Here is a 12,040-nt window from a genome sequence, read left to right as displayed (position 1 = left end):
GATTTGAAGAAACTAAGTTGTATTCTATTATTATTACTATTGTTTTCGTGTAATTACTTCGAAAACAAAAAGATTCATGTGTCTGATGAAGATCATGATTTGGTTCAAGAAAAGCTTAAAAACCTAGATAAAACGAAAGTAGATAAATATCCTATTTTTTCTGAATGCGAAAGTTTAGAAGGAGATGTTTTAGCAGAAAAAGAATGTTTTATTACGACTTTAAGTAAGCATATATCCTCTAATGTGTTTACTAACGAAATAGTACTCGATAAACCTTTAAATGAAGAGTTTCAGGTTTTTGTAGAAGTAAACAAACTAGGAGAATTAAGTGTTTTAGAAACTACTGCCAGTGATAGTTTAAAAATGTTGATGCCTTCAATAGATCAAACAATAAAAGAAAGTTTGTTAAGCTTGCCCAAAATACGACCAGCCATGAAGCAACTACCGGGTGTAGATAAAAATATTCCAGGTGATGAGGTTCCGGTAAGCATTCAGTTTCTTATACCAATTAAAGTAGTTACAGTTTTAGAATAGTTACAGTTTTAGAATAGTTACATTTTATAAATCCAATGTGTTGGATTTTGATTAGCACTATCTTTAAACAAATAAAATTTTAAAATTGTTTTGTTTTCAGAGTTGGTAGCAATTTTACCAACAGGGTCTTTAGTCTGAACAATATCTCCCTTTTTAACGTATATTTCTTTAAGGTTATGGTAAACAGTTATATAATTACCATGCCTAATATAAACGGCTTTATTTGCCCCTTTTACTTTCTGAATAACAAAGACTTCTCCGTTAAAAACAGCTCTTGCGTCACTATCTTTAGAAGTGGTTATTTCTATACCTTTACTAGTGGTGTAAACTCCTTTAACGGCACTGTGTCTTTGTTTTCCAGGTTTTTTTGTTAATACACCTCTTTTAGTTGGCCAAGGTAACTTTCCTTTATTGTTACTAAAGTTCTTAGCTAATGCTTTGGCTTCGGCAGTTAAGGTAAATGTTTTGATACTTTTTTTGGTTCCAGATTTTTTATTCGCTTTTGCAATAGCATCACGAATCATTTTTTCTATCTGAGCTTCAATTCGATCACTTTCTTTTTGTTTTTTAGCTATACTTTTTCGGTATTTAGCTTCATCTTTTTTAAGATCTTTTACTAATAGTTGTTGCTGATTTTTTTCTTTTTGTAAAGCTACTTGAGCAGTTCTGTTTTCAGCTATTAGAGCTTCTTTGTTTTGTTTTTGTATTTGTAACGTAGCGTTTAATGCATGCAGCTGTTCTGTTTTAGAAACAATAGAGTCGGCTTGTTTTTTTTGGAAACTCTTGTATTGTTTCATATAATTATAGCGCTTATATGCTTGTAAAAAATTCTCAGATGAAAGTAAGAACATTAGCTTACTTTGTTTAGATTTACTTTTATAAGAGCGTACTACCATATCGGCATAATTCTTTTTTAGTAAATCCAATTCAGTCTCTAAATTTTCAATGTTTTTTTTATTACTATTAATTTCTCTTGTAAGTAAATTAGCTTGTTGATTGGTTATTTGAATTAAGTTTCTGCGAACTCTAATTTTTAAATTCACATCATCTATTTTACTCAATAAAGAAGCAGATTCAGCCTTATTGTTTTTAATTAGGTGGTTGATTTCTCTTATTTCTTTTAGTAAATTCTGACGTTTACTTTCCAACTGTTTTTGCTTGGCAGATTGGCCTAAGGCTAAACTACAGAAAAGTAAGAATGTTAGCAGGATGCGATATGTAAAACGGGTATTATTCAAAAATAATTTCTTTGTATGATACTGGTATTTTAAATGGAAATCTTAATTCTTGATTCAAAGATACATTTCTGTATTCAATACTAACTTTTGTTTCAGAAGTTTTTTCAACTACAACTACACTTAAATTTAATGGGAGTACTTGTTTAGAAATTTCTTGGTATTTATTGTAATCGATATTTAAGACTCTAAAGTCTTTAGGTTGGGCAATTTCTTGAGCTTTTACTTTAAAATGATTAGGGTTTAAAGTAATAAATTGTTCAAATAATTCTTCTTGTTGCTTAGGTTGTAACAGGTAACCATCTTCTAAAACCTCAGAAATATGTGTTTTAGTATCTAACGGGTATAGTACTTCACCAATTAAAATAGCTTGAAGCTGGTTAAATGTTAAATTGGTGCCTAACCAGTTGCTAATAAACCTAAAGTCACCATCGAAGAAAGTTTTGTCTTGTTTGTTGTAAAACCGAACTCTGTTTGGGGTAATGTAAATTTTGGCTCCAGATATGCCAAACTTTTTAATGCTGGCCCATATTTTTTTGTCTTTCTCAACTCTAATATCAACAGTAATATTCTCATCTTGCTTAGCCGTTCTAAAGTTGGTTTTTAAACTAGCTTTTAAAGTATTAAAGTTGGTTGGATTGGCATTATATGCCCTGATAATCTTTTTAGTACTAAGTGCTTTTACAGTACCATTATCGGTTAATCCTTTTGTGGTTTTACATCCCACCAATAAAAGTCCGATAAGAATACTTATAGAAATGAATCTAATCATGATTTAGGGTTTGCTTTTTTAGCTTTTTGTAAATACTTCTGCTCATTTTTTAAGTCGTTTAAACTTTTATAAGCTTTAGCCATCTGGCTGTAAAAATTGCTTTCTAAAGAAGGATTATCTATAATATAATCTATTCCTAATTCTAAAGATTCTAACGCATTTTTAGCTTTGTTTATTGCTTGATAAGCTTTAGCTTGTTGTAAATACAAAACAGCTTGAGCTGGATATAGTTCTAGAGCTTTTTCGCTCGTTTTCAATGCGTCTAAATATTTATTTCCTTTAAGTAAGATATCTGTTAACAACTTTAAATCTTGAAAATTGTTTGAGTTGGCTTGTTCAGACGAAGCTATTAAATGAGTAGCTTTTTCATTGTTATTTTCTTGATATATACTGGCTAATTGGGTAATTAAAGTTTGATGAGGAAAAACTTTGATTACTTTTTCTAGTTCTGGAATATATTCTGGTTTTTTTTTAGCGTATTGAAAAAAATCGTTTGCCACCTTAAACTTTTCTTGTTGTTGCAGGCTATTACTATTACTTACTCTATGTAATGCGTTAATAGCTTCTGGGATATTATTCTTGCTTAAGTAAAACTTATAAAGAGATAAATACGGATAATCTGAATTTGGAAAAGTTTCTTGGTAGCGTTTAGCAGTTTCAAAACCTTTATCGTTTTGTTTTAACTTACTATAAACTATAATTAAGTTGGTGTAATCAGTCTCTCTAGCTGATTTAGAATCGATTTTATTGCTTAAGTAGTTAGCGTATTCTTTATATTTCCTACTAAACGTATAAGCCTGGTGCCTTAATTTATGATGCTCTTTATTAGCTCCAGAAGTCGCTTCTAAAGTATTTAAAACCTTTAATGCATTGTCATACTTTCTAGTTTTTATATAATGCTTTATAAGCATGTCTTGATACTTAGGTTTTAATTGAACTAGTTTCAATAAAACTTCTTCAACTTTATCTGACTTACTTTGGGCAAAATAGAGTAGGTATTGTTCCTCTAGAATCCACTGATTGTTTGGTTTTAAAGAATTGGCTTTTTCTAGTGATTTTTCTGCCAAGGCATATTGATCTATTTCATAGTAGTTTTTGCCTAATTCAAAATGTACAGATGCATTATTAGGATTTATGCTATTACAGTTAACAAGAAGTTCAATTGCTTTATCGTAGTTTTCAATTCCTCTTTGTTTTAAAGCTTCAAAATAGCTTTCTTGAAATTCATCAGATACATTACCTAAATCATCCATTGGTTTTTCTTGAGCATAAATTATGCTTCCAAATAGGAAAACAATAAAGTGAAAAATGTATCTGATTCTTTTCATTAAATGTTAATGTTCAACAATTATTCCATTATCGTATAATCTCCAATACTAATTTTAGTGAATTCACCATTGTATTGTACGTGATTACCGATCATAGCTTCATCTAATATAGCATTTTTAATAGTAGAGTTAGTTTGTATTAAGGAATTTTTAATAGTTACGTTTTCTAAAACAGTGTTGTTTCCTATTGATACATTTGGTCCTACTGTACAGTTTTTTAACACAACATTTTCACCAATGTTACATGGTTCTATAATGGTTGAATTTTTATTAGTATAGCTATCTGCAATCAACTTTTCACCATCTGTAGTTAAAAAACCTAGCATTTTAGTATTGGTATCTATGGCAACATTTTTATTTCCACAGTCCATCCATTCGTCAACAGTTCCAGTTACAAATGTTTTTCCTTTAGCCATCATTCCTTTAATACCATCGTTTATTTGATATTCGCCACCATTAATAATGTTGTTATCTAAAACATGTTGTAGTTCATCTTTTAAAACAGCAACATCTTTAAAGTAATAAATACCAATAACAGCTTGATTAGAAACAAAGGTTTGAGGTTTTTCTACTAATTCAGTAATATGCTTATTTTCATCTAATTTAACTACTCCATAGGCTTCCGGTCTTTCTACTTCTTTAGTCCAAATAACGGCATCAGCTTCCTTGTCTAAATTAAAAGTGGCTCTAATTAAAGTATCTGCATAAGCAATAACAGCTGGGCCAGATAAAGATTCTTTGGCACACATAATAGCATGACCAGTTCCTAAGGGTTGATCTTGACGATAGATAGTTCCTTTAGCTCCTAAACTAGTAGCTAAATCCTTTAAACTTTTTACTACGTCATCTCCAAAAAAAGCAGGGTCACCTAATATAAAAGCTATTTCATCTATTGGCTCGGCTAGTACTTTAGCAATATCGCTTACTAACCTATGTACGATTGGTTTACCAGCAATAGGAATTAGTGGTTTAGGTACTGTTAAACTATGAGGTCTTAAACGAGAGCCTCTTCCGGCCATTGGGACTATTATTTTCATATTCATTTCCCGAGTAGTCGGGGATTTATTTTTTAGATTAAACTTTATTTTTCTTGACTAAAAAGTTTTTTTAGTAAATATCCTGCTAATATTATACCTCCTACTGCTTTTACTGCAGACCAAACTTCATTAGAATTATTGTCAGAGTTATATTTATCATATTGTTCTTTAGTTATAGAACCATTATTGTAAAGGAAAGCCATATACTCATTTTTTTCTTGTATAGAAGCAGTTCCACTATCAATTTTATTTTTTAGTTGATAAATTCTATTGTAGTCTATATTATTTCCCATTTTTCTTATTTAGTTTCTTAATTAAGACAGGAAGTAATTCGTCAAATTGTCTTTTAATTTCATTTATAACTACTTGTTGTTCATTGTCTTTTGCTTTTAGTTTTTCAAGCTCTACTTTTAAAACGTTTATTTCATCTTTAAGTTTACTTTTGACAAGAAAAAAAGCAATAATACCTGTTATTAAAGAAGAAACTATAGTTATAACTATTTGAATATCAACTTTCATACCAAAACTATTTCACACCTGTGCTACCAAATCCACCTTCTCCTCTAACGGTTTCAGAAAGTTCTGTTACTTCTTTCCATTCAGCACGTTCATGTTTTGCTATAATTAGTTGTGCAATGCGCTCCCCATTTTCAATGGTAAAGTTCTCATTAGAAAGATTTACTAATATGACACCTATTTCGCCTCTATAATCAGCGTCTACAGTACCTGGGGCATTTAATACAGTAATTCCTTTTTTAGCAGCTAAACCACTTCTAGGTCTTACTTGAGCTTCATAGCCTATTGGTAGTTCTATAAATAATCCTGTTTTTACAATAGTTCTGTCTAAAGGTTTTAGAGTAATAGGTTCTGTTATATGAGCGCGCAGGTCCATACCAGCAGAAGCTAGAGTTTCGTAGTGGGGTAATGCGTGCTTTGATTTATTAATAATTTTTATTTCCATTTTATTTCTTTTTCAAGATTTGTTTTAGCTCATTTCTCTCTAAGAAAAAAACAAGGCCTAAAAATAAGCATAAAAACAACGTTCCTATATATAAATTGCTATCAAATTGGTAAAAAGATAAGGCTGACAATACTATAGAACCAATAAGGTATATGCTAATGCGTTTAGTGTCGTATGGAACAGGGTAATGTTTTTTTCCTAAATAGTAGGATAGAATCATCATTGAGCCGTATGCAATTAAAGTGGCATATGCACAAACCATGAAGCCATAAACAGGGACAAAAGCGAAATTGAGAATTATGGTAATGATAGCCCCTAAAATAGATAAGTACATTCCATATCTTGTTTTATCGGTTAATTTGTACCAAATAGATAAGTTATTATAAATACCTAAAAACAAGTTGGCGATAATTATTACCGGAACAATTTTTAAAGCAAATAAGTAACTTTCATTTTTAATAATGATGTCTTTTATCAAATCAATATATGCAACAATTCCTAATAAGCCTATAGCCCCTACGATAGTAAAATATTTAAGGATACGAGCGTAGTTTTCTTTAGCGTTCACTGCTTTGGCTTGGTTAAAGAAAAAAGGTTCAGCACCCATTTTAAAAGCGGTGATGAATAGTGTCATAAACACAGCGATTTTATAACATGCACTGTAAGCTCCGTTAATGTGTGGATCTAACTTGTCTAAAAACAGTTTGTCTAAATTTTCATTAATAACAAATGCAATACCGGCAATCATAATTGGCCAACCATATGACAAAAGCGACTTTAAAATAGTTTTGTCTAATTGCCATTTTACTTTCATGTAATAGGGAAGCATACATATAAAAATAATAGTACTTGCAATTAAATTTGCAGTAAAAATATATTGAACCTCATTACTAAAATTGAATATTGATCTGAGTGTTTCCGATTGGAATCCTTTTGCTAAAAATAAAATATTTAACCCAACAATGATAAATACATTTAAGAGCTTAATAATTGCAAAACGTATCGGTCTTCCTGTTACTCTCATGTATGCAAAAGGTAATACCACAAGTGTTTCTAAAAGAATTATACTAACTAATATATAATAAGATAGTAAATTAATATCCATTAAATTGGCTAGAGATGTTGCAAAAGAAAAAAGTAATATTCCAAAAACAAGAGTGCTAATAGTTAAAGTGATAAATGAGGTAGCTAGTACTTTTTCTTGGTCTTTGTGCTGACTAAAAAACCTAAAAAAGGCAGTTTCCATTCCGTAAGTAAATAGTACATTAAAAAAAGCAGCATAAACATAAAACACCGTGTTTTCTGAAAATTGCTCGTTTTTAAAAACACCTGTATATAACCTAGTTAAAAGAAAATTGATTAATCTAGGGAGTACAATGGCTAAACCATAAATAAAAGTGTCTTTAAAAAAACGTTTTAGTACGCTCAATTCGAAGTTTTTTAGAAGTATAAAAGTAAGTTATTGGTACGGTCTAGCAAAATAAATTATACGGAACTCTAAAAGCCTCTTTCTGTTTGTAGTTGCTCGTAAGCAGTTTTTATTTGTTTAAATTTTTCTTCGGCTGCTTTTACATGAGTTTCACCTAAGTGCTGAATTTTATCTGGATGATACTTTTTGGCCATTTTCCTGTACGCTTTTTTTATTTCATCATCAGTAGCAGATTTGTCGATGTTTAATAATTTATAAGCATTATCAGAGTTAAATGTGTTGTTGTAATTAGCTTCCTGGTAACCTGTTCGCTGGTTGTAGCCAGAAAACATTGCCTGAGCAGCCTCAAAATCTGGTCTACTTATGTATAAATAAGCAGCCATTTTTCTAATTTCATTTACTTCATTGGGGCTTACATATCCATCAGAGGCAGCAATTCCAAAAAGATAATGTAGTAATTGTAAACGTGAAGGATGGTCCATGTGCTTTTGTATTTGCATACAAACCCGTCTTGTAGATACCGTATCGTTTTTTATAATTTCATTAAAGATAGAAAAGGCATTATTGGCTTTTTCTTTACCAAATAAGCTCACAAAATGCATGCGAACATAGTCTAATTCACGTTGGTCTATTTTTCCGTCTGCTTTAATTACTAAGGCAGAAAGAATTAGAAGACTCACTTCAAAGTCGCCAGGTTTGGTCTCTTTATTTCTTTGGCGTTGTTCTTTTTCGTATAATTTAGTATCTGCACTGTGCATGCCATCTACCAAGCTACCAAATAAAAAACCTAACATACCACCAATAGGGCCACCAACTGTCCAGCCTAAACCAGCGCCAACAAACTTTACAAAACTCATATTATTTTTTAGAAATGGGGTGTAAATCAATCAAATATAGGTTAAATATGTAGCAAAAGGGCTTTGATTTTACATTTATTTATGAAAAAGGAGTTAGTTTTTGTTTATTTTTGCGTCAATATTAAGTGTTAAATAAAATTTTATTAGAATATGTATCCACCAGAATTAGTACAGCCTATGAAAGATGAATTGACATCTTTTGGGTTTGAAGAAATACAAACGGCTGAGGCTGTTAAAGCAGCATTAGAAAAAGAAGGTACTACTTTAGTAGTGGTGAATTCTGTTTGTGGTTGTGCAGCTAGAAATGCAAGACCAGGAGCAAAAATGTCTTTAGAAAATGCTAAAAAGCCAACAAACTTAATTACTGTTTTTGCAGGCGTAGACAAAGAAGCGGTTAATGAAGCTAGAGCTCATATGGTTCCTTTTCCACCATCATCACCAAGCATGGCGTTGTTTAAAGATGGAGAATTGGTGCATATGTTAGAGCGTCATCATATTGAAGGTAGACCAGCTGAGATGATTGCAGAGAATTTAATGGACGCCTACAATGAGTTTTGTTAGTTTTAATTAAAAGTATTTAACTTAAGGCCATCGACTTATAGTTGATGGCTTTTTTATTTAACCATATGAATAAAGATTTAATAATAAACAATACAATTGTTTTTGTAAAAGATACTTTAAAAGGAGCAGAAAGTGGGCATGATTGGTTTCATATAGATAGGGTTTATAAAAATGCTCTGTTAATTTCTAAAAGTGAAAATGTTGATTTATTTGTTGTTGCTTTAGGAGCTTTACTTCATGATATAGCTGATAGTAAATTTTATGGAGGAGATGAAACAATTGGACCAAAACTAGCAAAAGAGTTTTTGGAGTTAGAAAAAGTAGATGAAAAAATAATCCAGCATGTTATAGCTATTATTGAAAATATTTCTTTTAAAGGAGGTAAAGAGCAAAAAACATTTAGCTCTAAAGAATTAGATGTAGTGCAAGATGCCGATAGGTTAGATGCAATAGGAGCTATTGGAATTGCAAGAGCATTTAATTACGGAGGGTTTAAGAACAACCTGCTATATGATCCAGATTTGCCTCCTCAAATGTATATGAATAAAGCGGAATATAAAAAGGGTAGTGGAACCACTATTAATCATTTTTATGAAAAGTTATTGTTGTTAAAAGACTTGATGAACACAGTAACCGGAAAAAAAATAGCTCAAAAACGCCATGAGTTTATGGAGGTGTTCTTAAGCCAGTTTTTTGCAGAGTGGGAAGGAGAAAAGTAATTATTATTCTCCTTCGTTATTTTTTAAAGCATTCCAGCCCTGTGCTTTTAATTCAACTTTTTCATTTCCTCTAGTAATTAAATGCATGCCCTCTGAAGCATTAGTCATATGGCCAATCACAGTTAAGTTAGGGTTGGCCTTAATTTTAGGGTAATCGTCTTGAGAAATAGTAAATAATAATTCGTAATCCTCTCCACCGCTTAGAGCAATAGTCGTGCTATCTATATTAAATTCTTCGCAAACACTAATAAGCTGAGGGTCTAATGGAATTTTTTCTTCAAATAAGTTACAGCCGACTTCAGATTGTTTGCATAAATGCATAATTTCTGAAGAAAGACCATCACTAATATCTATCATAGACGTTGGTTGAACTTCTAAATCTGCTAGTAGTTTCGGAATATCTTTTCTAGCTTCAGGTTTTAACTGGCGTTCTATTAAATAGTTATATTGATCTAAATCTGGTTGATTGTTAGGATTGGCTTTAAAAACTTGCTTTTCACGTTCTAAAACTTGTAAGCCCATATAGGCTGCGCCAATATCTCCAGTAACAACTAGTAAATCATTTACTTTAGCCCCATTTCTATAACAAATTTTATCTTCTTCTGCTTCACCAATAGCAGTAACACTTATTAGCAATCCTTTGTTAGAAGAAGTTGTATCACCACCAATAACATCAATATTGTAAATTTTAGCTGCTAAATAAATTCCTTCGTAAAGTTCTTCTAAAGCTTCCAATGGAAAACGATTAGAAACTGCAATAGAAACGGTTACTTGAGATGCAGTAGCATTCATTGCGTAAATATCAGATAAGTTTACCATGATGGCTTTGTAACCTAAATGCTTAAGAGGCATATAGGACAAATCAAAGTGTATACCTTCAACCAATAAATCAGTAGATATTAATACTTTTTTGTTAAAGTCTAACACCGCAGCGTCATCACCAATACCTTTTACAGTTGTTGAGTGTTTAATATCAAAGTTTTTGGTTAAGTGTTCTATAAGTCCAAACTCTCCTAGATTACCAAGAGAAGTCTTAGGTTGATTTTTGTCTTCTATCATGGTGCAAAAATAAGGTTTTGACCTTAAATACAAGTTATTAGTAATCTATAAAGTAAAATTATTTGATTATATTTGGGAGATTCAACCCCAAAACGCCATAAAATGAAAAAAATATTACTTTTATTTATTCTTTTTACACCTATTTTATTGATTTCTCAAACCCCTTGTGCTTCTAATGTAGCTGGAGGATTTCCTTGTAGTGATTATGATCTAATGGACCATTTTGACAAAGCAACCTTAAGCAGTCGTAACGGAAGTGATATTTGGGGATGGACCGACCCACTAGACAATAAAGAATATGCATTAACCACATTTGAAGATAAAACATGTTTTTTAGATGTAACCGATCCGGTAAACCCAATTTATCTAGGTTTTTTAAATACCAATGCAGGCTCAAATTACTGGAGAGATGTTAAAGTGTATCAAAATCACGCATTTATTGTTGCAGATATTGTTGGTGCTCACGGAATGCAAGTTTTTGACTTAACCAGATTGCGTTCAGTAGCAAGCCCACCAGAAAACTTTACGGCAGATGCAGTTCTTACCACTGGTTTTGGAGGTTCTACTATTGGAAGTTGTCATAATATTGTAATTAATGAAAGCAAAGCTATAGCTTATTTAGTAGGATGTAGATCTGCCAATGGAGGCGGACCAATAATGATAGATATATCTAACCCAACAAGCCCTGTAGCAGTTGGTCAATATACAGCAGATGGTTATACTCACGATGCACAAGTAGTTACTTATGATGGTCCTGATACGGATTATACAGGAAAAGAAATATTCATAGGAAGTAATGAAAGTAAAGTTGTAGTTGTAGATGTTACAAACCCTGCTGCTCCTACAAAAATTTCGGAAGTTACTTATAGTAACACAGCATATACTCATCAAGGTTGGTTTAATAAAAATAAAAGTTATTTTCTGGTAGGAGATGAGGAAGATGAACAAAACTTTGGAAACAATTCAAGAACAATTATTTTTGATTTTACAGATTTAGATAACCTGTCTTATCATTCAGAGTTTCTAAGTACAAGCCCTGCTATTGATCATAATTTATACGTTAAAGATGATTTGGTTTTTCAAGCAAATTACAGAGCTGGATTAAGAGTTTTGAATATTGCTGATATTAATAATATTGTTGAAGTAGGATATTTTGATACTTATCCAGCAAATGACAGTCCAAGTTTTAATGGTGCTTGGAGTATATATCCGTATTTTGCAAGTGGTAATATTATAATTAGTGATATTGATAGAGGCTTTTTTGTAGTTAGAAAATCGGGAACATTAAGTGTGTCAGATCAAGTTTTTGATGAGTCAGGAATTACTATTTACCCTAACCCTGCAATAAATGAATTAAAAATTGCATCTAACAAAAATAACATTGAACATCTAATGTTATACAGTCTACTTGGTCAAAAAATAATAGATAAAAAACACAGCCCTATAAACGAACTAGTATTAGATGTTAGTAATCTATCTGAAGGATTTTATTTTGTGAAAATTAACAATTCTTATACACAAAAGATATTTGTGAAAAAATAAATTCAT

General features: G+C 31.2%; 14 protein-coding genes. 4 read left to right on the top strand and 10 right to left on the bottom strand.

What is annotated here, in order from left to right:
• The first annotated feature begins 3 nt into the window (after nucleotides 1-3).
• Entirely contained in the window at nucleotides 4-534 is a 531-nt protein-coding gene (locus tag ACFQ1O_RS10515; protein ID WP_377715981.1) for a hypothetical protein, read from the top strand.
• A gap of 17 nt (nucleotides 535-551) precedes the next feature.
• Here ACFQ1O_RS10515 and ACFQ1O_RS10510 read toward each other — a convergent pair whose 3' ends face one another.
• From ACFQ1O_RS10510 to ACFQ1O_RS10470, 9 genes are all read right to left on the bottom strand, one after another.
• The gene (locus ACFQ1O_RS10510; protein ID WP_377715980.1) at nucleotides 552-1,682 is read right to left on the bottom strand and encodes a murein hydrolase activator EnvC family protein; all 1,131 of its coding nucleotides are present in this window, start codon (nucleotides 1,680-1,682) and stop codon (nucleotides 552-554) included.
• 82 nt (nucleotides 1,683-1,764) lie between these two features.
• On the bottom strand, nucleotides 1,765-2,541 hold the full coding sequence (locus ACFQ1O_RS10505; protein ID WP_377715979.1) for a DUF4292 domain-containing protein: 777 nt from the start codon (nucleotides 2,539-2,541) through the stop codon (nucleotides 1,765-1,767).
• Nucleotides 2,538-3,869 carry a tetratricopeptide repeat protein gene (locus tag ACFQ1O_RS10500; protein WP_377715978.1) on the bottom strand — a complete coding sequence of 444 codons (1,332 nt, stop codon included), beginning with the start codon at nucleotides 3,867-3,869 and terminating at the stop codon, nucleotides 2,538-2,540. The genes ACFQ1O_RS10505 and ACFQ1O_RS10500 overlap by 4 nt, the downstream gene beginning before the upstream one ends.
• 20 nt (nucleotides 3,870-3,889) lie before the next feature.
• Complete coding sequence (locus tag ACFQ1O_RS10495; protein WP_377715977.1) at nucleotides 3,890-4,906, bottom strand: sugar phosphate nucleotidyltransferase; 1,017 nt, start codon at nucleotides 4,904-4,906, stop codon at nucleotides 3,890-3,892.
• 44 nt (nucleotides 4,907-4,950) lie between these two features.
• Complete coding sequence (locus tag ACFQ1O_RS10490; protein ID WP_377715976.1) at nucleotides 4,951-5,199, bottom strand: hypothetical protein; 249 nt, start codon at nucleotides 5,197-5,199, stop codon at nucleotides 4,951-4,953.
• Nucleotides 5,189-5,425 carry a hypothetical protein gene (locus tag ACFQ1O_RS10485; RefSeq protein WP_377715975.1) on the bottom strand — a complete coding sequence of 79 codons (237 nt, stop codon included), beginning with the start codon at nucleotides 5,423-5,425 and terminating at the stop codon, nucleotides 5,189-5,191. Before ACFQ1O_RS10485 ends, ACFQ1O_RS10490 begins: the two co-directional genes overlap by 11 nt.
• Before the next feature lie 7 nt (nucleotides 5,426-5,432).
• The gene (gene dut / locus ACFQ1O_RS10480; RefSeq protein ID WP_377715974.1) at nucleotides 5,433-5,867 is read right to left on the bottom strand and encodes a dUTP diphosphatase; all 435 of its coding nucleotides are present in this window, start codon (nucleotides 5,865-5,867) and stop codon (nucleotides 5,433-5,435) included.
• Nucleotide 5,868: 1 nt separating this feature from the next.
• On the bottom strand, nucleotides 5,869-7,296 hold the full coding sequence (locus tag ACFQ1O_RS10475; RefSeq protein ID WP_377715973.1) for an MATE family efflux transporter: 1,428 nt from the start codon (nucleotides 7,294-7,296) through the stop codon (nucleotides 5,869-5,871).
• A gap of 68 nt (nucleotides 7,297-7,364) precedes the next feature.
• Nucleotides 7,365-8,153: a TerB family tellurite resistance protein gene (locus tag ACFQ1O_RS10470; protein ID WP_377715972.1), complete on the bottom strand. Its 789-nt coding sequence runs from the start codon at nucleotides 8,151-8,153 to the stop codon at nucleotides 7,365-7,367.
• A 150-nt stretch (nucleotides 8,154-8,303) separates the two neighbouring features.
• Between ACFQ1O_RS10470 and ACFQ1O_RS10465 the strand changes: the two genes are divergently transcribed.
• A complete protein-coding gene (locus ACFQ1O_RS10465) occupies nucleotides 8,304-8,714 on the top strand; it encodes a BrxA/BrxB family bacilliredoxin (protein ID WP_377715971.1) in 411 nt (136 codons plus the stop codon).
• Between the two features lie 65 nt (nucleotides 8,715-8,779).
• A complete protein-coding gene (locus ACFQ1O_RS10460; protein WP_377715970.1) occupies nucleotides 8,780-9,433 on the top strand; it encodes an HD domain-containing protein in 654 nt (217 codons plus the stop codon).
• Nucleotides 9,434-9,436: 3 nt separating this feature from the next.
• Here ACFQ1O_RS10460 and thiL read toward each other — a convergent pair whose 3' ends face one another.
• Complete coding sequence (gene thiL, locus ACFQ1O_RS10455; protein ID WP_377715969.1) at nucleotides 9,437-10,492, bottom strand: thiamine-phosphate kinase; 1,056 nt, start codon at nucleotides 10,490-10,492, stop codon at nucleotides 9,437-9,439.
• Between the two features lie 102 nt (nucleotides 10,493-10,594).
• Here thiL and ACFQ1O_RS10450 point away from each other — a divergent pair, with 102 nt between their 5' ends.
• The gene (locus tag ACFQ1O_RS10450; RefSeq protein WP_377715968.1) at nucleotides 10,595-12,034 is read left to right on the top strand and encodes a choice-of-anchor B family protein; all 1,440 of its coding nucleotides are present in this window, start codon (nucleotides 10,595-10,597) and stop codon (nucleotides 12,032-12,034) included.
• Nucleotides 12,035-12,040 lie beyond the last annotated feature (6 nt).

Source organism: Pseudofulvibacter geojedonensis (assembly GCF_042675745.1).
Classification (GTDB): Bacteria; Bacteroidota; Bacteroidia; order Flavobacteriales; family Flavobacteriaceae; genus Pseudofulvibacter; species Pseudofulvibacter geojedonensis.
This window is presented reverse-complemented; position numbering and strand designations above follow the sequence as displayed.